This window comes from Nitrosovibrio tenuis, assembly GCF_900109785.1.
Classification (GTDB): domain Bacteria; phylum Pseudomonadota; class Gammaproteobacteria; order Burkholderiales; family Nitrosomonadaceae; genus Nitrosospira; species Nitrosospira tenuis_A.
Genome location: NZ_FOBH01000004.1, coordinates 97,881 through 117,401, shown reverse-complemented (window position 1 = coordinate 117,401; position 19,521 = coordinate 97,881). Strand labels below are relative to the sequence as shown.

General features: G+C 51.0%; 20 protein-coding genes, 1 tRNA gene and 1 pseudogene. 16 read left to right on the top strand and 6 right to left on the bottom strand.

Annotated elements, in window-relative coordinates:
* Window positions 1–2: 2 nt before the first annotated feature.
* Both ubiA and BMX00_RS07200 read right to left on the bottom strand, forming a co-directional pair.
* Window positions 3–872, bottom strand: a complete 870-nt coding sequence (ubiA, locus tag BMX00_RS07205; RefSeq protein ID WP_090828457.1) for a 4-hydroxybenzoate octaprenyltransferase — start codon at window positions 870–872, stop codon at window positions 3–5.
* An 11-nt stretch (window positions 873–883) separates the two neighbouring features.
* The gene (locus BMX00_RS07200) at window positions 884–1,429 is read right to left on the bottom strand and encodes a chorismate--pyruvate lyase family protein (RefSeq protein ID WP_090828346.1); all 546 of its coding nucleotides are present in this window, start codon (window positions 1,427–1,429) and stop codon (window positions 884–886) included.
* Window positions 1,430–1,455: 26 nt separating this feature from the next.
* Here BMX00_RS07200 and BMX00_RS15095 point away from each other — a divergent pair, with 26 nt between their 5' ends.
* The gene (locus BMX00_RS15095; RefSeq protein ID WP_143053057.1) at window positions 1,456–1,869 is read left to right on the top strand and encodes an integrase core domain-containing protein; all 414 of its coding nucleotides are present in this window, start codon (window positions 1,456–1,458) and stop codon (window positions 1,867–1,869) included.
* Here the strand turns inward: BMX00_RS15095 and BMX00_RS07195 are convergent.
* Together BMX00_RS07195 and BMX00_RS14325 are read right to left on the bottom strand one after the other, a co-directional pair.
* Window positions 1,756–2,091 (bottom strand): hypothetical protein, encoded by a 336-nt coding sequence (locus BMX00_RS07195; RefSeq protein WP_090828345.1) that lies wholly within the window; start codon window positions 2,089–2,091, stop codon window positions 1,756–1,758. The genes BMX00_RS15095 and BMX00_RS07195 overlap by 114 nt on opposite strands.
* Before the next feature lie 75 nt (window positions 2,092–2,166).
* Window positions 2,167–2,338, bottom strand: a pseudogene (locus tag BMX00_RS14325) (IS3 family transposase); the annotation flags it as partial.
* Between the two features lie 656 nt (window positions 2,339–2,994).
* On the opposite strand from BMX00_RS14325, the gene BMX00_RS07185 reads away from it, so the two are divergent.
* Window positions 2,995–4,176, top strand: a complete 1,182-nt coding sequence (locus tag BMX00_RS07185) for a tyrosine-type recombinase/integrase (RefSeq protein ID WP_245727888.1) — start codon at window positions 2,995–2,997, stop codon at window positions 4,174–4,176.
* A gap of 214 nt (window positions 4,177–4,390) precedes the next feature.
* Window positions 4,391–5,404, top strand: a complete 1,014-nt coding sequence (locus BMX00_RS07180; RefSeq protein WP_143053056.1) for a hypothetical protein — start codon at window positions 4,391–4,393, stop codon at window positions 5,402–5,404.
* A 94-nt stretch (window positions 5,405–5,498) separates the two neighbouring features.
* On the opposite strand, the gene BMX00_RS07175 is transcribed toward BMX00_RS07180, so the two are convergent.
* Window positions 5,499–5,789 (bottom strand): DUF8087 domain-containing protein, encoded by a 291-nt coding sequence (locus tag BMX00_RS07175; RefSeq protein WP_090828341.1) that lies wholly within the window; start codon window positions 5,787–5,789, stop codon window positions 5,499–5,501.
* 384 nt (window positions 5,790–6,173) lie between these two features.
* On the opposite strand from BMX00_RS07175, the gene BMX00_RS07170 reads away from it, so the two are divergent.
* The 5 genes from BMX00_RS07170 to BMX00_RS07150 all read left to right on the top strand — a co-directional run bounded on the left by BMX00_RS07170 (window position 6,174) and on the right by BMX00_RS07150 (window position 11,671).
* On the top strand, window positions 6,174–6,377 hold the full coding sequence (locus tag BMX00_RS07170; RefSeq protein ID WP_090828340.1) for a helix-turn-helix transcriptional regulator: 204 nt from the start codon (window positions 6,174–6,176) through the stop codon (window positions 6,375–6,377).
* Window positions 6,374–8,377, top strand: coding sequence for a replication endonuclease (locus BMX00_RS07165; RefSeq protein ID WP_090828339.1), 2,004 nt, complete (start codon window positions 6,374–6,376; stop codon window positions 8,375–8,377). The genes BMX00_RS07170 and BMX00_RS07165 overlap by 4 nt, the downstream gene beginning before the upstream one ends.
* 296 nt (window positions 8,378–8,673) lie before the next feature.
* Complete coding sequence (locus BMX00_RS07160) at window positions 8,674–9,780, top strand: DUF262 domain-containing protein (protein ID WP_090828338.1); 1,107 nt, start codon at window positions 8,674–8,676, stop codon at window positions 9,778–9,780.
* Window positions 9,780–10,394: an MAE_28990/MAE_18760 family HEPN-like nuclease gene (locus tag BMX00_RS07155; protein WP_090828337.1), complete on the top strand. Its 615-nt coding sequence runs from the start codon at window positions 9,780–9,782 to the stop codon at window positions 10,392–10,394. Before BMX00_RS07160 ends, BMX00_RS07155 begins: the two co-directional genes overlap by 1 nt.
* Window positions 10,391–11,671: a DNA cytosine methyltransferase gene (locus BMX00_RS07150; RefSeq protein WP_143053055.1), complete on the top strand. Its 1,281-nt coding sequence runs from the start codon at window positions 10,391–10,393 to the stop codon at window positions 11,669–11,671. Before BMX00_RS07155 ends, BMX00_RS07150 begins: the two co-directional genes overlap by 4 nt.
* Window positions 11,672–12,033: 362 nt before the next feature.
* On the opposite strand, the gene BMX00_RS07145 is transcribed toward BMX00_RS07150, so the two are convergent.
* Window positions 12,034–12,109 (bottom strand) — tRNA-Thr (locus BMX00_RS07145).
* 316 nt (window positions 12,110–12,425) lie between these two features.
* Here BMX00_RS07145 and aroQ point away from each other — a divergent pair.
* The 8 genes from aroQ (at window position 12,426) to mlaD (ending at window position 19,495) form a co-directional block, all read left to right on the top strand.
* Window positions 12,426–12,881, top strand: coding sequence for a type II 3-dehydroquinate dehydratase (gene aroQ / locus BMX00_RS07140; protein WP_090828335.1), 456 nt, complete (start codon window positions 12,426–12,428; stop codon window positions 12,879–12,881).
* 47 nt (window positions 12,882–12,928) lie between these two features.
* The gene (gene accB, locus BMX00_RS07135) at window positions 12,929–13,405 is read left to right on the top strand and encodes an acetyl-CoA carboxylase biotin carboxyl carrier protein (RefSeq protein ID WP_090828334.1); all 477 of its coding nucleotides are present in this window, start codon (window positions 12,929–12,931) and stop codon (window positions 13,403–13,405) included.
* Window positions 13,406–13,471: 66 nt separating this feature from the next.
* Complete coding sequence (accC, locus tag BMX00_RS07130) at window positions 13,472–14,824, top strand: acetyl-CoA carboxylase biotin carboxylase subunit (RefSeq protein WP_090828333.1); 1,353 nt, start codon at window positions 13,472–13,474, stop codon at window positions 14,822–14,824.
* Between the two features lie 163 nt (window positions 14,825–14,987).
* A complete protein-coding gene (gene prmA, locus BMX00_RS07125; protein WP_090828332.1) occupies window positions 14,988–15,899 on the top strand; it encodes a 50S ribosomal protein L11 methyltransferase in 912 nt (303 codons plus the stop codon).
* A 26-nt stretch (window positions 15,900–15,925) separates the two neighbouring features.
* Window positions 15,926–17,191, top strand: a complete 1,266-nt coding sequence (locus BMX00_RS07120) for a DUF3426 domain-containing protein (RefSeq protein WP_090828331.1) — start codon at window positions 15,926–15,928, stop codon at window positions 17,189–17,191.
* A gap of 201 nt (window positions 17,192–17,392) precedes the next feature.
* Entirely contained in the window at window positions 17,393–18,205 is an 813-nt protein-coding gene (locus tag BMX00_RS07115) for an ABC transporter ATP-binding protein (RefSeq protein WP_090828330.1), read from the top strand.
* Window positions 18,198–18,995, top strand: a complete 798-nt coding sequence (gene mlaE / locus BMX00_RS07110; protein WP_090828329.1) for a lipid asymmetry maintenance ABC transporter permease subunit MlaE — start codon at window positions 18,198–18,200, stop codon at window positions 18,993–18,995. Before BMX00_RS07115 ends, mlaE begins: the two co-directional genes overlap by 8 nt.
* Window positions 18,995–19,495 (top strand): outer membrane lipid asymmetry maintenance protein MlaD, encoded by a 501-nt coding sequence (gene mlaD / locus BMX00_RS07105; RefSeq protein ID WP_090828328.1) that lies wholly within the window; start codon window positions 18,995–18,997, stop codon window positions 19,493–19,495. Before mlaE ends, mlaD begins: the two co-directional genes overlap by 1 nt.
* The last annotated feature ends 26 nt before the right edge of the window (window positions 19,496–19,521 follow it).

Sequence of the window (19,521 nt, the reverse complement as noted above, 5' to 3'; positions counted from 1 at the left end):
GCTTAATTGTTTTTTATCATGTAGTCCAGCGCAATGCCGGCAAATATCGTTGCGCCTACCCAGTTGTTATGCAGAAAGGCTTTGAAGCAGTGCCCCCGGTCGCGATCGTGAATCAGCCGGTATTGATACAGTATCAGCCCCAGCGCAACCGCAAGGCCCGCATAATAAATAACGCCCAGTTTCTGGATCAGCCCGATGAAAACCATGGCACTCAGGAAAGCGCCATGACACAGCATCACGCCCGCTACATCATAACGGCCGAAGGTAATGGCGGAAGTCTTGATGCCGATCTTGAGATCATCCACCTTATCCACCATGGCATATTCCGTATCGTAGGCGATCACCCACAGCAGGTTGGCCGCCATCATGAACCATGCCAGAAACGGCACCTCGCCCGTCTGCGCGGCAAAAGCCATGGGAATTCCAAAGCTGAACGCAATGCCGAGGTACGCTTGCGGCATGGCAAAAAAGCGCTTGGTGAAGGGATAGCTGGCCGCAAGGAACAGGGCGACGAATGAGAGTTCGATGGTCAGCCGGTTGAGCGGCTGGATCAGCAGAAACGCCACCAGGCTCAACCCAGCCGCGAGCAGCAGCGCTTCCTTTGTGCTCACCGCCCGGACCGCCAATGGACGATTTTTGGTACGCTCGACATGCCCATCGAAATTGCGATCGGCATAATCGTTGACGACGCAGCCGGCGGAACGCATCAGGATCGTGCCCAGTATGAATATTGCCAGGACGTTCATGCTCGGAAATCCATTCGCAGCCAGCCATAAACCCCAGAGTGTGGGCCATAGCAGCAACAGAATACCGATAGGCTTGTCGAGCCGCATCAGTTTTTCGTAATAGCCGAGGCGCTGAGTCAGTGTCATCGGTGTCAGCGTCATAAGGCCAACTCAAGAATGGAAGGAAGAAATACCTCGGTAACCAATATGGATTGACCGTGCAGACTGAACCGAGAACGGCGGGCCCATAGACTGGAAGGCTTTGCCTGAAGTTTTTGGCAGGCTCGGCTGAAAAGCGGATGCGCTGGAGTCAATTTTTTGAACCGAAGCGGCGTACGCTTCACCACAGGATTGGTAAACAAAACGGTACCCAGCGACCGGTTGCCAAGGCCGCTCAACCCGCGCCATGCGCCGAGGAGATTCTCTCTCGCCACCACCGAGTGGGCAAAGACCACCGGCGTATCGCCGCAATACAAATACACTTCGCGCACCAGCGCCAGTTCGTCCCGGCGCAGGTTCATCACGGCAAGCTCATCATGAAACGCCCTGGCAAGGGACTGGAACACCGGTTTAACCCGAAAATCGCCGTGGCAACGCTGCTGGATGAGCTGAGTAAGGGAGCCGCGATTCTCCAGCCAGCCGCGAGCGCGGGGGGATAGCGAAGATAGGGCGGGATACCATCCAGACGACCGGGCAACATTCATCACAGCGAAACTGAAAAGGATGAATTATGCCGCATAATCCGCCGCGGCTGAACAACGGGGCGGATTTTACTGCTACAGCCGTGATGACAAGCTCCGAGATCAGAACGTCGGGCTCACTCATATCGAGCCGGGCAGCCCTGGCGAAATGGATTTGTGGAAGCTTCAACGGTAAGTTACGCGATGAATACCTCAATCGCGAACGGTTCGTAACGCCGCACGACGCTAAAATATTAATCGCGAAATGGCGGCAGTTTTATCACCGCACGTATCCCACTATCGCACAAGGGGTGGGAAGGGTTAATGAAAAGTCGTGCTTCGACGCGGCCTTAGGGACGCGGTTTGGTAATACCCTTTACTTGTTGCTCCACAATCAGGTCGAGGGCTGGGGAAGTGATTTTAGCTATGCAGCTCGCGCTCGCACTTTTTTGATGGGCTGCTAAAACACTTTCCGCCACCTCACATACATGTGCAGCTACGTTAGCCTTGACCTCAACCATCGCAGGAACCTGACTGACATCAACATTGATGTTCTTGGCAATATTATCCGCAACGTTTCGAATATCTACGCTAACCAATCCTGGGTGTTGCGCAAAAGCCGGGGGCATCATACTGAACATTGCAACTATGCTGATTGCCGCCAATACAGTTTTCATAATTGTCATTTCATGCTCCGCGAATCAATGAGAAGTTCGAGCTCAGCCTTGGTGTTATTGCCCCAGCTATATCTTTGAGGCTTTTTTATATTTTAAACGGGCGGCTTTTTCCGTACGCTTACGCACATACGAGACCGTCATGCCCGGCAAGCGAGATTCCTCGACAGCTTTCAATTTCTCATTAAGGCTTCAGCGCCTGCGGCGCTCGACCTCCGGTGACGGCTTCAATACGTTCAAATCCAGAAGCACTATGCATAGTATCAGGCGTATGCCATTTCCTATCATCTGTGCATGCGTGTCCGGTTCAATTGGGGCTACTACAAAAGCGAATCGCACGGCTAAAAACAAAAGATGGAGGCTATCCCGTACAAAGTTATGTCACAAAAGCACGGTCGGGTTTTTTTCGAAGATGGGATGAGCACAAGAACAATGAGCACCTTGAGTGCTTTCAATGAGTGCACAAAAGCAAACACCAGGGCAGCGTTATATTGGCTTGATCGCCTGTACGCTCTCAGGAATTTCGACTTTACCGATGTACTCGCGAGCGTCGCAGACAAGTTAATGTCACAAACAGCAAGGGATTTTGCTTACGCAATACTGACCATAAACCGCGATCGCCTATTAACGTTAGAGGCGGGCTTGTTATTTTACTAACTATTTTTTTTTGGTGCTGTTGAGAGGAGTCGAACCTCCGACCTACTGATTACGAATTCTAATTAGCACTGTTAGAGCTTGTTTGAAAATACCTGAATAAGCATTAAACCAACTGTTTTCATTTGCTTTTCTTACTGACATTGTTTTAAACTTCCGCCCGCAGTTTGACACATCCTGTCTACACTGTGTCTACATAAAGGAAGTTAAAACGTGTCTACACCCGCCTCAGCAATTCCGGTTAGGATCACAAAATCTGTCGTGGATAGGTTGAATGCCCCCGTAGCTGGGCAGACCTTTACCCGCGATTCCGAACTCAAGGGTTTCGCGGTCCGCATTACTACCTCTGGCGCCAAGTCGTTCATTTTGGAAAAACGTATCGACGGCAAAGTAAAACGGCTTACCCTTGGCCGATATCCCGAATTGACTGTAGAGCAAGCCAGAAAGGAAGCTCATAAGCTGCTAGGTCAGATTGCTGTTGGAAGCAATCCTATTGCGGAAAAGAAGCAAAAGGAACTGCAAGCCACAACACTACAAAAAGCCTTCGATGATTTCCTCCTTGCGAGAAAGAGCCTCAAGCCGCGCACACTTTACGATTACAAGCGGCTAATGAAAGTTGCTTTCCTTGATTGGCAAAATAAACCTCTGGTTGACATCAGCAAGGAGATGATTGCCAAACGTCATACCAAGATGGGCACAGAAAACGGCGAAGCTTACGCTAACTTAGCCATGCGCTTTTTACGGGCATTGTTCAATTTCGCGCTCGCGCAATACGAGGATGGCAACGGTAATTCCATTTTGCGAGAAAACCCGGTTGTGCGACTTACACAAACCCGTGCATGGTATCGAGTCGGGCGACGCCAGACGGTCATAAAACCTCACCAACTTGCCCAATGGTATCGAGGCGTCGTGTCGCTTAAAAATGACAATTACTCGCAACAGTCTGCCCTTGTTGCCGATTATCTGCTTTTCTTGTTGTTTACAGGATTGCGCCGTAAGGAAGCGGCAACGTTAAAATGGTCCGACGTCGATCTAGGAGGTCGGTCGATTACAATCAGTGATACTAAAAACCGACAACCATTGACCTTGCCACTAACGGATTTCCTCTACGACCTTTTGCAGAATAGGAAAGCTACATCAGATTCTGATTATGTTTTTGAAGGAAAGGGAAAGAGCGGATATTTGGTTGAGCCTCGTACTCAAGTTCAAAAAGTGATTGAAGCATCCGAAGTCTCGTTTACGCTTCATGATCTAAGGCGGAGCTATATCACCATTGCTGAAAGTATCGACATTTCCGCTTATGCTATAAAGCGGCTTGTGAATCACAAAATGAGCAGCGACGTCACTGCGGGCTATATTGTCAATGATGTGGAGCGGTTGAGGGAGCCCATGCAGCGGATCACCGATCACATACTTGGAAGCATTCGTTCATATGCTTCATAATCGTCGAGTTAATCCGAAAAGCAGAGTTTTCATCTCTTGAAAATTGAGGTTAGCTTTGCATGTCCCCTGTCGGGCGTCGGTGGAAGAAACAATTTTCGGCACCGACCAGCCGTGACTGAGGCACATGGAGACAGGGCTTCGGGGATATCGCCACTATTTGATATTGGGGCGCCAGAGCTGTATTAACTGCTATGTGTAGCGATTGGACATTACTGTGACATCGAAGCCAGATTTACCCGAACTCGCCTTCTATTACCCGAATCCGATCTGGAAACGCGGAGACTGGGTGAAGAATTTAATCTTGTTCTTCGACGGAATTGCTCTCCTTGTTCCCGAGTACATGCAAGACAAGCTTGAGCATTTTGATCCTGCGATTGTTGTGGGACTTGAAAAGCATGGTCTCCTCCACGTCATCAAGGCCGAAGAAGCAGTTGGAAAGGAGGCGACGGAGCAACTTGGATATATTCTCTCCGACATTATCGTCTCCGGGGCGCTTGACTCGCTCGCAAAGGATTCCACAGCGTTCGATGCATTATCGCGATCACGCCTTGGGTATTATGGCGATGAGAAGCTTGCAGACATGATATTCGGGCAACTTAAGAAACGAGGACTGGCACGCGATACCGAGGACGGGCGTTCCATTCCGATGCATCCCATGGTGCGATCGCTTATTCTGACCCTTCTTTCGCAAATATTGCGGCAATACGGAGCCAACCGGAACGTTAGCCTAGAACCCGTGACAGATCGGCCACTTCTTATCGCTGCTCTCGCAGATATGCTGTCGCTGCCCACTGCCCCGTCTCACGGCCAGGTAATCACGTTTGATCTTAATACCGTCATGGTAGATTTGGGTCCCGTTCCAATCGATGAGGTTCTCGCATTTCGACGCGAGAATAGTGACGCATTCACGGAGTATCGGCGGTCGGTGCGCCGATTCGCTTACGAGCTCAGCCGTATGTCGAAGGAACAAAAGGAGCTTGCATTTGAGGATCGACAAGCGCAATTAGACAAGATGGCAAGCGAGCTGAAGCGAAGGTCCCGAAAGGCATGGAGAAAACCTGCGTCCTTTGCGCTTGCCTTCACGGGAGCAATGTGGACCGCGGCCTCGGGTGATCTCCTTGGCGCAGCCCTTGCAGGAGCTGGTTCCATTTTGGGACTGGAAAGCCCGGAGGCAGTTAATGTTGGCGCGTTTTCGTACCTGTTCCGGGCGCACGAACACTACGCATAATCGCTTGTAGATGCACCATCAATAAAGTTTCCGTGAGATATGTTGAAACGGTAATTTGAATTCGACAACCAACGTCCAGATCAAATCTTGACTCCTACATCTTTGCTTCAGACTTAACTAACCCATATCGGTCCACTAACGTAAACCATTCCTCTGGATCAAGCTCATCACCCAACGCACTCGTATCATCATCACTAGATTCATCGATCACCTGAACCAGAAAAAAACCCTCTTCATCCTCATCAAGCGTCACATCTTCAACCACAAAGCGCATGCCAATCGGGTTTTTTGTCGAGACATAGCCCCCTTTTTCGGGTGGTCGTTTTCTCGCTTTGCCTTGTGCAATTCTTTCTTCCCTGCTGCCACGTAATTTTGCTTGTCCCATTCTGCACCTAATCCTTTCCAAAATTTTGTGTCGCTAGCTTAAGCCCCGTATTCGATTTTTTTGATAAAAAATTTATTTTTTTTACGAAAAAGTCGCTTTTAAGCTTCGAATAAAAGGGGATTAATGCCTCTTTTTCAAAAGTATCCGAAATTAGGGTGACTTTGAGTTGCCAAAAGACTGTTGTTTTTACGTCAACTACAAGCCATACGTCAATCTCTCAGATGTAGAAACGATGATAAATCAAATGGATATATTTATTTCCTCTTCATTTAGGTTTTCCACACAAAACCCTTCATTTGTCAATAGACTGTAACAGGACGTTCCTTCTTGCTCCAATTTATCGCATTCTTTCTCCGCCTTTTAACAACTTGTGGGGACAGAAGCATGCAACAGAATTTACTTAATACCAAAGAAGCCGCTTTATGCCTGGGCGTCAGTGAAGCGTTCCTTGAACGCGACCGCTGGGCCGGAGCGAAGGTGCCATTCATCAAGATCGGCTCCCGAGCAGTGCGCTACAGGCTGCAAGACTTGGAACGCTATATCGAGTCTTGCATTCGCAGGTCCACCAGCGATACGGGCCGCAAATGAGCGCGATTGCACGGCGTACGCCGTATTCGGAAAACGCGTACGACTGGGAAGACGACATTGCCTTCTATGGTGAAGAGGAAGAGGAACCCTTCACTTCCCCTCTCAGCCTACATCCAGACTGCCTGGCGGAGCCTATGGCAAACGAGTATGCCCGGCTGTATCAGGCTCAAGGGGAAGAGAAGGCAGAGGCATACCTTGCGGCAATTTCCGATCAGCTTGTCAGCACCCCTTTAAGCCTTTCGGCAACGGATGAGGAAATAGATGTTTTTGCCGGAAAGGTAGCTGATCAATTCTTCCGCCTGCAACGCTGGTTTAGCAGTCCCGCAATCGCAGCCCCATTTCTCTGCCATCTGGCAGAAAGGAAATATGGAGTCGCTACCCCACTGGGTAAAACAGGTATGACGGTTTCTCTGTCAGCAACACCCTTGTCCGTAGCTGTAACGGAAGCGGTAAGAAGAAACCCTCTGTCCGCTGTATCGGTATCGGTATCGGTATCGATACCGGTAACAGGAGAAAAAAGCACTGAGCAGTTTCCCGTATCAGTAACGGATAGAGATAGCGAAATTGATCTCCCTACATCTGTATCTGTAATGGTAGCCGATACAGGCAGACAGCCTGTTTCTTTAGTGGAAAGGAAAACCTCTGCTTTCCCTGTAACGGTATCTGTTACAGACAGCCAAGCTCCTGTAACGGTAACAGGAAAATCCGCTTCTCCCCTTCCTGTAACCGTTACCGATACAGGAATTACCCCTACAGGAATTCTAGCCCGACTTGCGGATGAGTATTGGTGGCGGCGAGCACTGCGCAAGGTTCATATACGCAAATTCGAGCATGCGGCGATTCGGTTAGGATTGGTTCACAGACGCAAGGGAAAATACGTCAGCGATGAAACGCTGAACAGGCGGCGCAGACGGGTCCGGCGTAACCACGCGGTTCTCGAACACTGTATCGCCACCAATGAGCTGGGCGAGGAATACACCTTACAGCAATTAGCCGAGCTGTCGGTATCGAACCCCAAGATACGCCGTGCTGAATTGATGACCCGCATTGCTGGTTTCGACGCCGTTGCGCAATCCCTTGGGCATGACGCGATGTTCTACACTGCCACTTGCCCTTCGCGCATGCATGCGAGGTTATCCGCAACAGGCGAAGAAAACCCAAAATACGACAAAACTACACCAAGAGAAGCGCAAGCCTATCTGGCAAAGCTTTGGACTCAGATACCAGCCAAGCTGCACCGTATGGGAATAAATGTTTATGGTTTTCGCGTTGCCGAGCCTCAACACGACGGCACACCGCATTGGCACTTGTTACTGTTCATGCCGAAGGAAAACATCGAAAAGGTTGGCAGCATTATCCGTGACTACGCGATGCGCGAGGATGGCGACGAGCGCGGCGCAGCAGAGCATCGTTATAAGGAAGAACGCATAGACAGAACAAAGGGGAGTGCGGCTGGTTATATCGCCAAATACATTTCCAAAAATATCGATGGGTTTGGCTTGGATAGCGATATTGATGGCGGAAACCCCGAAACCGCAGCCGAGCGTGTAAGAGTGTGGGCCAGTACTTGGGGCATACGGCAATTCCAGCAGATTGGTGGACCGCCTGTAACGGTATGGCGGGAGCTACGCCGTATGGGTGAGATGGGAGTAACCGGAGAACTGAAAGAGCTTAGGGAAGCGGCGGATAAAGGCGAATGGGACCGATATGTGATGCTGATGGGCGGACCGCAAGCGAAACGCAAGGATTTCCCGATATCACTGGCTAAGCAATGGAATGACGAGCCCAACCGTTACAGGGAGCCCAAGGGCGAGGAAATCATTGGGATAGCTTGGGCAAGCGCCATATTCCCTACCCGGATTCACCAATGGACTATCAGGCGCAAATGCGATGGGAGTAAGCAAGAAAAATCGGCTGAGCTTTCGGAGCTTGCGGATATAAGCGCTGCAATAATTCCGCTACATCCGGCTAAGCCTGAACCCTTGGAGTACTGTCAATAACTGTACGGCAAGAGGCTGGGGCAAACGTATGGTTCCGTCTAATATGTGCGATACGGTCAATATAGTCCGCGAACAGCCGAGGCGATGGTGACTTAATTGCTGACGGACATTTAATTTTGAGACAGTTTGCTCTAAGGAAATGGGATAATTTCAAAAAAGATTTCGAATTGTCCCCTGCTTGGACCGCTAAGCCTAACAAACACCGAGATTTGATGGCGGAGGATTATCAGCGGGCGCCTGAGTGCGTGACCAGAAGATAATACAAGCTTAACGATGGAACCTTAGTAAGGAGATTTATGAATAGCGCGGTGCGACAAAAGAAGATTAGCCAAAAGGAGATCACCACAGAGGAGCGTTTTGCTGCAGAAGTACAAATCCGTGAGTTGAAGCACAACGTTGATTATTCAACAAAGGAATTCACGATCGAAGTAATCGTGGACAAGTACATGGAGGGTAAAGAAGAGGATGAGAACGAAATCTTTATTCCAACCTACCAGCGTGCGTTTGTATGGACCGATGATCGAAAGAGCAAATTTATCGAGTCCATTATTCTTGAGTTGCCTATTCCTTATATCTTTATTGCAACGCTGCCGAAAGACATACTGAGTGATGAGGGTCGAGCAGAAATAGTGGACGGCTCACAACGTATCAGAACGCTCGCAGCCTTTCTACAGGATGATTTGCGCCTAACAGGATTGAACAAGCTTGAGAAACTTAATGGGTTTCGCTTTTCCGACCTTGAGGTTTCGCGGCAACGTAAGATAAAACGACAAGGAATTCGCGTTATCGAATTATCAGACAGGGCAACAGAACAGATTCGGCGAGATATATTCGAGCGCATAAATACCGGCAGTGATGAGCTGCGGGCTATGGAAAAGCGTAAAGGGATCTACACGGGGCCTTTTTATGATTTTATTCGGGAATGTGCGTCGCTCCCAGCGTTTAAGACCGTTTGTCCTATCTCTAACTCAAGGCAGCGCAGGGAAGAGGCGGAAGAGCTTGTGCTGAGATATTTTTCATACAGCGATACCTATCAGAGTTTTCGACATGACGTGCGAAACTTTCTAGACAATTATCTGAAGACTCACCAACAAGAGTTTGAAAGAGATAGGATGCTTTCGCAGTTCTTAAAGATGATCCAGTTCGCTTACAGCCACTTCCCCTATGGTTTTAGAAAAAGCAAAGATTCTTCTAGTGTAGCGCGTGTTCGTTTTGAAGCCTTAGCCTGCGGAATTACTCTTGCGCAACGCATAAATCCCGATTTAAACCCAAGTAAAGACTCTATTGAGAGATGGATCGACTCGGACGAATTCCGCGCCCAGGTTGTCTCTGACGCAAGCAATTCCTTACCGAGACTTAAGGGCCGAATCGAATATGTCAGAGACCGTTTACTGGAGGCCTAATGCTTAATGCTCAGGCCGAATTTGAAAAAAGAGAGAGCGAAATTAAAGAGTATCTTTTGCATCTCGAAACTCTTGAGTTGGAAACCGGATTCCCCATCGGCATAATGAATACTATGAAATCTTCGGCTTTACTGATGATTTACAACTGTATCGAATCGACTATGACAAATTTGCTTCAGGATGTTTTTGATCATCTTCATTCGAATAACGTTGAATTCGATTCGCTAAACGCCACGATGAAGACACTTGTGCTTGGGTATAGTAAGAAGCGGAAACCGAGTAGCTTAGTAGAAAAGATGCAAACATCCGCAATGGGGTTAGCAGTGGCATGCTTTGATAGGTCCGATGTATTTTCTGGAAATTTAGACTGCAAAACGATTAAAGAGACGCTTAAGCACCTCGGTGTCCGGAGCACTCATAAGTACCAGGAAACGGTTTTACAAACAGTAAAACATGAACGAAACGAGCTTGCACATGGAATTAAATCTTTTTCAGATTGCGGAAAACATTATTCGGCAAAGCAATTACGCAGCTTTCACGACAAGACGAGTGCCGTGTTAAAGCGTGTAATTTATGATTTTGAGGGTTTTCTTAACTTAAAGGCTTACAAGTGACCTCAAGTATCTTGTTATCACATAAGTTAACTTTTCATGATATTGAGAAGCAACAAGCCAAAGCGATGCAGACGTTGGCTTCAAGGTATTGGTCTATAGAATGCCGAAAAGTGGACTGGCCCAAGCTGAATACGGCTGCTCCCGAGTTAAGAGTGGTTGATCTATTCGCGGGTTGCGGAGGCCTCACGCTGGGCGCGCTAATCGCCTGTCTACAGCTCGATCGGAAGTTGAGAGTTGTATTAGCAGCAGATGTTTGGTCGGATGCCAACGATGTTTATCAAACGAACTTTCATTCGGTGCTCGATACTATCTCGACGTTAGACTTGTCGCTAATAGTTAAGGGGCCCGAATCGTTATATTTGTCCAACTTAGGGCTGAAGCTAGCCGACGCCGCTGGGTTGGTAGACGTAGTGGTAGCAGGTCCGCCCTGTCAGGGGCATTCCGATCTTAATAACTCTAGCCGCAGGGACGATCCGCGGAACATGCTATATACAGTTCCCGTGGCCTTTGGGCTACAGACAAAAGCAAAGGTTATAGTAGTGGAAAATGTCCCTAGTGTTATCCACGCGACTAGCCAAGTTGTGACAGCTGCATTAGAGGCATTAAGTGCGGGAGGTTACTCTGTTGTTCAATTCCTCGCTGATGCACAGGATTTTGGATTGCCCCAGACGCGCAAAAGACATTTTTTGATCGCTTCGCGTATGCATACAGGAGAGGAGCTTGGTCAACTCTTTGCTAAAATTCCGCGACGACCGAACAATATTCGTCTTTGGGATTTTATTGGTGATTTAGAAACTGAATCCGAGGATTTGGCTCATTTCTCCAGCAGGCGTTCAAAAATCTCTCTCCGCAACCAACAACGAATTATGTTTCTTTTTGCTTCAAATCGCTTCGATTTGCCGAACCACTTAAGACCACCCTGTCACAGGGAAAAGCAACATTCCTATCGGTCCATGTATGGAAGGTTGCAAGCCGACTTGCCCGCGCAAACTATCACCAGCGGGTTTGGCTCTATGGGCCAAGGTCGTTTTGTTCATCCAACTCAGCGCCGTATGATTACCCCTCATGAGGCAGCAAGGATTCAAGGCTTTCCGGATTACTTCAAGTTCGCTCCCATTAAGAAACTTACCGCTCTCCGCGAGATGATCGGCAATGCGGTAGCGCCACCTATTGCCGCCGTTTTGCTGACGATGTTATTTGAAGGACCTGCTTTTCCTAACCCCCTATCGGGTCTTCAAGATTCTTCGGGTTCTTCTGATATTTTTCAGTTACGTTAGCAAATTCTTCGTTTGACGCATGAAAATTGAAATAGATCGCGGTAGAAAGAATTGCTTACATTGATAAAGAAATACTTCCTTTTTAATTCTTGAGTAGTTTTCCCTTGGCTACCTTATAGGCCCTGACAGGATTACTCTCTAAGAACTTATCGAGAGTGAGTTTTACTTTCAATTCCGTGGCCCTTCCTCTGCCCATAAGCTAATACCAGCGTGGCTTATGAGGCGCATGAAATACCTAAGTTTCGACGAGTTCAGACGGCTAAAGTAATAAATTTGAAAGCGAGTCCAGCGTCTATCGTCTACACCACGTCTACATTATTTGGCGACCGCTTCGAGCAGCATTTACAAGCCACTGATAATGTTGGTGCTGTTGAGAGGAGTCGAACCTCCGACCTACTGATTACGAATCAGTTGCTCTACCAACTGAGCTACAACAGCCCGACAAGAACCGGCGCTCCCAATTATAGAGGTTTGCGGATAGACCGGCAAACGGGAGCTAAAAGACTAAAATTCGTCATAACGAGGAAATCTGGCATCTCGGCGGGTCCCAATTGCGTAATCCATATATCCTCGCGATCTCCGCCAATCCGTACCTAATCAGGAAATTCAGCTGAACGGTGGCGTTAATCCTGGTTTTTCCCAGAAACAGCGTTTCAGCCAACTGGAACGCGTTTTATGGATGATTTTCCCTGATTTTCGGTGAACGTGCGCGAACACTGGACAATTTTTCGTTGTTGAGTCACACTTGGCACCCATGAAAAATACGAATTCTACAGTAAAACATGTGCTGGTCCTGCATGGGCCCAACCTGAATCTCTTGGGTAAGCGCGAACCCGGGGTTTATGGAAGTGTGACGTTAGAGGAAATTAACGGAAATTTGGCGAACTTGGCCGCCGAGGCTGGTATAAAATTAACGGCTTTCCAAAGTAATGCCGAGGCGGAATTGATTGATCGGGTTCAACAGGCGGTTCGGGATGGCGTGGATTTCATTATCATCAATCCGGCGGCCTATACTCATACCAGCATCGCTCTCCGAGATGCCTTTGCCGCTGTCGAATTGCCTTTCATAGAGGTTCATCTTTCCAACATTTTTTCCAGGGAACCGTTTCGCAGCAAATCCTATTTTTCCGATCTGGCGCGAGGTGTAATCAGCGGTTTGGGAGCGAAAGGCTATGAGCTGGCGTTGCAGTATGCCCTGACGAGCCGGTAATTCCTCGGTTGTTATCCGATAGTGGGGTTCTGCCCCAGGAGGTTATTATGGATCTGAGAAAGCTAAAAAAATTAATCGATCTAGTTGAGGAATCGGGAATCGCCGAATTGGAGATTACCGAAGGGGAGGAAAAGGTCCGCATCAGCAAGTCCGTATCTTCCACGCAGAGCCAAGTCACCACGGCAGGAACATCGGGCTCGCAGCCGACGCTACAGCCCGCTGTTTCGGGAACTGTGGCAGCGTCCGCCGCAAGCCCTGCGCCAGCCGAAAAATTGCCTGAAGGCCATGTGGTGAAATCGCCGATGGTTGGTACTTTCTATCGCAGCTCCGCTCCGGGCGCCAATGCGTTTGTGGAAGTGGGGCAGACGGTAAAAGAAGGCGAAACTCTGTGCATCATCGAGGCGATGAAGCTGCTCAACGAGATCGAGTCGGATGCGAGCGGTGTGGTTAAAGCGGTTTTGGTTGAAAACGGTCAGCCAGTCGAGTACGGCGAGCCGTTATTTGTAATCGAGCCATCCCAATAACCGTTTCCTGGTAGAGCATATAAGTTTAGTCAACAGTTCGACCCTCAATAAAATACTCCCGGTAACATGTTTGAAAAAATACTAATAGCCAATCGCGGCGAGATTGCGCTGCGCATACAGCGCGCGTGCCGCGAGATGGGCATTAAAACAGTGGCCGTGCATTCCCAGGCGGATGCCGACGCAAAATACGTAAAGTTGGCCGATGAGTCCGTATGTATCGGACCGGCACCCTCTGCCCAAAGTTATCTCAACATACCCGCGATTATCAGCGCAGCAGAGGTGACCGATGCTGAAGCTATCCATCCGGGCTACGGATTTCTCGCGGAAAATGCCGACTTTGCCGAACGCGTGGAAAAAAGCGGCTTTGTCTTCATAGGGCCGCGCCCCGAGACAATTCGTATAATGGGCGACAAGGTGAGCGCCAAGAACGCCATGAGAAAAGCTGGCGTACCCTGCGTTCCTGGTTCCGGAGCCCTGCCTGATTGCCATGAAGAAGTCAGGGCAATCGTACGCGCCATCGGCTATCCGATCATCATCAAAGCTGCAGCGGGTGGCGGCGGACGCGGGATGCGCGTCGTTCATACCGAGGCCGCGTTGTCGAACGCGCTGGTAATCACGCGCAATGAAGCGCAAGCCGCTTTCGGCAACCCGACGGTTTATGCGGAGAAATACCTTGAAAACCCGCGCCACATCGAATTCCAGGTTCTGGCTGACGAACACCGGAATGCCATCTATATCGGCGAGCGGGAATGTTCCATGCAGCGCCGCCATCAGAAAATTCTCGAGGAGGCACCCGCTTTGGGCATTCCGCCCCGGTTGCGCGACAGAATAGGCACACGCTGTGCCGATGCATGCCGGCGCATCGGTTATCGTGGCGTCGGAACGTTTGAGTTTTTGTTTGAGAGAAACGAGTTCTATTTCATCGAAATGAACACGCGTCTCCAGGTGGAACATCCCGTTACCGAGGCGATCAGCGGAATTGATCTGGTGCAAGCGCAGATTCGCGTTGCGGCGGGCGAAAAACTTAGCATTCGTCAAAGAGACGTCGTGTTGAGAGGGCATGCCATCGAATGCCGCATCAATGCTGAGGACCCTTACAAGCTCACGCCATCCGCCGGCCGCATTACACAATATCACACGCCGGGCGGGCCTGGCATTCGCGTAGACTCGCATGTTTATAATAACTATATGGTGCCGCCCTACTACGATTCCCTGATCGGCAAGGTCATCGCTTATGGCGATAATCGTGATCAGGCAATTGCCCGGATGCGCATTGCCCTGTCGGAGATGGTTGTCGGGGGAATAAGCACCAACATTCCGTTACACCTGGATCTCTTATCCGATGCAGCTTTCCTCAACGGCCCCATCGGCATCCATTTTCTGGAGCAAAAGCTCGCGAATTACAATAAACCGGGCTGACACGCACCGTGAACCATGGTGCATCATGGTAAAACCACACGCTGCTGAATATTGAGGATCCTCTGAATAAATCCTCCTCGCGCCTGCGTGGAACCGATTCAGAGGTTCCTTAAACAATTAAGCATTTTCGAATAGCTGTCCACGAGCGGGAGATCACCTCGAAATGTGGATTTCGCTTGCCATTGATACCGACGATGTTCATGCCGATGTTCTGAGCGACGCCCTGCTCGAACTGGGCGCATTGTCAACGGATACTCACGATGCGGCTGCGGGCACCGAACGAGAGCAGCCGTTATTTGACGAACCGGGCGAGGCCCGAGGTGAAATCTGGTCTGCTTCGGAAGTCACTGCCTTGTTTGAAGCAGACGTGGACATACTGTCCATTGTGCAGGCTGTGGCGAAAACTGCCCGGCTTTCCAGTCTGCCCAGCTACCGCATCACGCATGTGGAAGAGCAGGACTGGGTTCGTCTCACTCAATCGCAATTCGATCCGATCAGGATATCATCACGGCTGTGGATTGTTCCGAGCTGGCATGCTGTGCCTGATCCGGCCGCGATCAATCTGATACTCGATCCCGGATTGGCGTTCGGCACGGGCAGCCATCCTTCCACCCAGTTGTGTCTCGCCTGGCTTGACTCAAACCTTCAAGCGGGCGAAGATGTTCTGGATTATGGTTGTGGTTCCGGCATACTTGCCATCGCCGCCTCAAAGCTGGGCGCTCGCCGCGTGGTCGGTGTAGATATCGATCCCCAGGCGGTTGCGGCAAGCCGCAGCAACGCGATGCTCAATCACTGCGAAATGAATGTAGAGTTCTCATTGGCTCATTCTGCGGCTCAGGCAGGTACCCGGCAAAAAGCCTGGGCAGATATAGTTATCGCCAACATCCTGGCAAACCCGCTAATCATGCTGGCCCCGATTTTAACGGGTGCTACCCGCCCCGGGGGACGTATCGCCCTGTCGGGTATTCTCGCGGAACAGGCGGAAGACGTGATGCAGGCTTACCGTCCTTGCTTTGATATGTATGTTGCGCAGGAGCAGGCGGGGTGGGTGTTACTGACGGGAACGAAGAACTGAAACTCAATTTTCCATAAATTTCGGCCATGGCGTTCATCACCCGCTGCCCCCACTGCGCGACCACTTTCCGCGTAACGCCTCTGCACTTGCAGGCGCACGGTGGCGATGTGCGTTGCGGACGTTGTGCTCAGGTATTCAACGCGTACTCAACACTATCCACCATCCAGGAGCCGGGAACCGCTGATCTGGCCAAGGGAAAAGCTGAAGAGACGACTGAAGAGAAGACCAAAGACCGGCCTACGGACCAATCGCCCGCATTGGAGGTATCCGGTCACGCGGGCCCACCTCCGGCACCTGGTGATGAAGTAACACGGACTGAAGCCCACGCGAGATCTGTAACTGAGGAGACGGCAACTCCGGAAGCTGAAATTACGGAAGCGCTGATACCGGACGCGACGATGCCGGAAGTGGGCGGGCCGGCAGCGGCAAAGACGGACATATTGCTTCAGGAGCAGCCGGTTTCGGAACCAGCGGCTGCGGAACAAGTCTCGACCGGATCAGTCACCGATACGGCCAGTGCCGCGGAAAAACCTCACGTACCGGAGAGCAGCGAGTCAGAGGGCCAGGAGCCCAAGACCCAGGAGCCCGAGGCCCAGGAGCCGGGGGCACGGGAACTCGGGGCTGATGAGTCGGGAATCGGTGCAAATGAAACGCATGCGACGGGGCCCTATGCCGCGCAGGCTCATGCGAAGGAAGAGCCCGCAGAGGAGATGCATGAGCGGGAAATGCGGGGGGAGCAGGAAACCAGGCGGGAGGTTGGGCATGAGGCTGCCCCCGAAAATTATGCTTTTGATGCGGTGCCGCCGCGCGATATATCCCCTGCATGGAGTTTCGCCAGTCTGCTTCTGCTCATCCTGTTCACGGGACAGACAATCTATTTTTACAGGGCTGAATTGGCTGCCCTTGTGCCTGCGGCCAAACCGTATCTGGAACAATACTGCGAGCTGTTGCAATGCTCGATATCCGTCCCGCGGCATCCGCGCTTGTTGAATATCGAATCCTCCGATATGCACGCAGATCCCCGGCACCCCGGCGTCATAACGCTGAATGCCACGGTGCGCAACCACGGGTCTTCTCCTCAAGCATTTCCTTTATTTGAGCTTACTTTCATCGATAACCAAAATCGGCCTCTTGCGAGCCGCATCTTTAAACCCGACGCGTATCTTGGAGAAGAGGCGAATAAGGTGGAGACCGTTTCTCCGGGTAGCGAATTCAACGTCAAGCTCCACCTCGATACCGGCAATTTGAATGCTGCCGGATATCGGCTCTCGCTACTTTATCCCAACCCCTAGAAGCACCCGGTACTTCTTACGCCTCTTCCACATCTCTTTATCTGAGGAGCTGGGTTGGCGCAAGCCGACACCTCGATCGGCATAACATTCCGGTTGCTGCGTCTCGCTTTGTGCCCGAGAACCCAAGCTCCACCTGCCCAACTGCCGGATTTAGGTTAAAATCCGAAATCCCGTCAACAGAGGCGTCCACTCCCCGGAAGCATGGCATCTGACACCTTGGTCGAAATAAAAGACCTTAATTTTTCCTATGGGGAGCGTTCCGTTCTGAAGGGCATCAACATGACGATGCCTCGCGGAAAGGTCATTGCTATCATGGGCGGCAGCGGCAGCGGCAAAACGACCTTGCTGCGGCTTATCGGCGGTGCGATGCGTCCATCTTCCGGTTATGTGAAAGTTGCGGGCCAAGTCGTGCACGAGCTCTCCCGGAACGAGCTTTTTCGCATGCGCCGAAAGATGAGTATGCTGTTCCAGTTTGGCGCGCTCTTTACCGATTTGTCGGTGTTCGATAATGTGGCTTTTCAGATGCGGGAGCACACCGATTTGCCGGAGCCCATGATTCGCGATCTGGTATTGATGAAGTTGCAGGCTGTCGGCCTGCGTGGCGCCCAAGGGCTGATGCCCGCGCAACTTTCGGGAGGGATGGCGCGGCGAGTAGCATTGGCTCGTTCGATCGCGCTTGATCCCCTACTCATCATGTATGATGAGCCGTTTACCGGACTTGACCCCATTTCGCTAACCGTCATCGGAAATTTAATCCGCCGGTTGACTGACGCGTTGGGCATGACCTCGGTTGTCGTGACGCACGATGTGCAGGAATCCTTGAAAATTGTTGACTACGTGTATTTCATTGCCGACGGGGTGATTGCTGCGCATGGCACTCCCCCGGAAGTGCGGGACTCGGTAGCGCCGTTCGTGCATCAGTTCGTGCATGGCGAAGAAGATGGGCCCGTATCGTTTCATTACCCTGCTCCGGCCTACGCGAGCGACCTGCAGCTGGAGGGCAGTTTTGCCTAGTCGCATCGTTGCTGGCATCCGGGGGATCGGTCATCGCGTGGTAGACAGTGTTTGGCGGCTGGGCTATGCCAGCCGCTTTTTCATGTTGACGCTTCTGAAATCGGGTACCAGCCTGCGCCGCTTCGGACTGATCATCCGCGAGGTGTATTTCACCGGCGTGCTGTCGCTGATCATTATCATTGTGTCGGGATTGTTCGTCGGAATGGTGCTGGGTCTGCAGGGATACGAGACATTACAGAAATACGGAGCGGAATCGGCCGTAGGCACCATGGTTGCGCTGTCGCTCGTACGTGAGCTCGGGCCCGTGGTGGCGGCGCTATTATTCGCCAGCCGCGCTGGTTCAGCCATTACGGCCGAAATCGGCCTGATGAAGGCCACTGAGCAATTGGCGGCAATGGAAATGATGGCGGTGGATCCGATTGCGCGAGTGGTTGCTCCGCGATTCTGGGCCGGCGTCATTTCGATGCCGTTTTTGGCGGCCATGTTTTCCGCCGTAGGCGTGTTTGGCGGCTATATGGTAGCGGTTGTCCTGATCGGTGTGGATGAGGGTTCATTCTGGTCGCAAATGCAGGGCGCGGTGGATTTCAGGTATGACATTGTCAATGGCATAATAAAAACTTGTGTGTTTGGTGTCGCGGTCACGGCAATAGCGGTGTTCGAGGGATACGATGCATCACCCACGGCAGAGGGCGTGTCCGGCGCAACCACTCGCACCGTCGTGACGTCATCGCTGGCGATTCTGGGACTCGATTTTATCTTGACCTCGTTCATGTTCAGGGGAATGAGCTGATGCAGCGTGCAACAATGGATTTATGGGTGGGAGTGTTCGTCATGGCCGGAATAGGGGCTTTGCTGGTATTGGCATTAAAGGTCGGAAACATGGGTACTTATAGCGCCGCCGACAGCTACACTCTGATCGGAAATTTCGAGAACATAGGCGGTTTGAAAGTCCGGGCACCGGTCAAAAGCGCCGGCGTTGTGGTAGGGCGTGTGGCGGATATTCAATTCAGCACTGAGACTTTCGATGCATTGGTGACCATGAGCATCGACAGCCGTTATAAATTCCCGAAGGATACTTTCGCCAGTATTCTCACGTCAGGCCTGATAGGCGAGCAGTACATCGGCCTGGCCGCTGGCGGCGATGACGCCGTGCTGAAGGGCGGTGATAAAATAATGAAGACCAACTCGGCGATGGTTCTGGAAGAATTGATCGGCCGGTTCCTGTTCGACAAGGCTTCGGAAAACAAGTCATCGGATACCGATCTAAGTGGAACCAGTGGCAAGAAATAAGGTAATGTAATCGCGCGGTATGCGTT

Coding starts and splice junctions, on each gene's coding strand:
- ubiA (WP_090828457.1), bottom strand. CDS start 872: ATGACACTGACTCAGCGCCTCGGCTATTACGAAAAACTGATGCGGCTC.
- BMX00_RS07200 (WP_090828346.1), bottom strand. CDS start 1,429: ATGAATGTTGCCCGGTCGTCTGGATGGTATCCCGCCCTATCTTCGCTA.
- BMX00_RS15095 (WP_143053057.1), top strand. CDS start 1,456: ATGCCGCATAATCCGCCGCGGCTGAACAACGGGGCGGATTTTACTGCT.
- BMX00_RS07195 (WP_090828345.1), bottom strand. CDS start 2,091: ATGACAATTATGAAAACTGTATTGGCGGCAATCAGCATAGTTGCAATG.
- BMX00_RS07175 (WP_090828341.1), bottom strand. CDS start 5,789: ATGGGACAAGCAAAATTACGTGGCAGCAGGGAAGAAAGAATTGCACAA.
- BMX00_RS07170 (WP_090828340.1), top strand. CDS start 6,174: ATGCAACAGAATTTACTTAATACCAAAGAAGCCGCTTTATGCCTGGGC.
- BMX00_RS07165 (WP_090828339.1), top strand. CDS start 6,374: ATGAGCGCGATTGCACGGCGTACGCCGTATTCGGAAAACGCGTACGAC.
- BMX00_RS07160 (WP_090828338.1), top strand. CDS start 8,674: ATGAATAGCGCGGTGCGACAAAAGAAGATTAGCCAAAAGGAGATCACC.
- BMX00_RS07155 (WP_090828337.1), top strand. CDS start 9,780: ATGCTTAATGCTCAGGCCGAATTTGAAAAAAGAGAGAGCGAAATTAAA.
- aroQ (WP_090828335.1), top strand. CDS start 12,426: ATGAAAAATACGAATTCTACAGTAAAACATGTGCTGGTCCTGCATGGG.
- accB (WP_090828334.1), top strand. CDS start 12,929: ATGGATCTGAGAAAGCTAAAAAAATTAATCGATCTAGTTGAGGAATCG.
- accC (WP_090828333.1), top strand. CDS start 13,472: ATGTTTGAAAAAATACTAATAGCCAATCGCGGCGAGATTGCGCTGCGC.
- prmA (WP_090828332.1), top strand. CDS start 14,988: ATGTGGATTTCGCTTGCCATTGATACCGACGATGTTCATGCCGATGTT.
- BMX00_RS07120 (WP_090828331.1), top strand. CDS start 15,926: ATGGCGTTCATCACCCGCTGCCCCCACTGCGCGACCACTTTCCGCGTA.
- BMX00_RS07115 (WP_090828330.1), top strand. CDS start 17,393: ATGGCATCTGACACCTTGGTCGAAATAAAAGACCTTAATTTTTCCTAT.
- mlaD (WP_090828328.1), top strand. CDS start 18,995: ATGCAGCGTGCAACAATGGATTTATGGGTGGGAGTGTTCGTCATGGCC.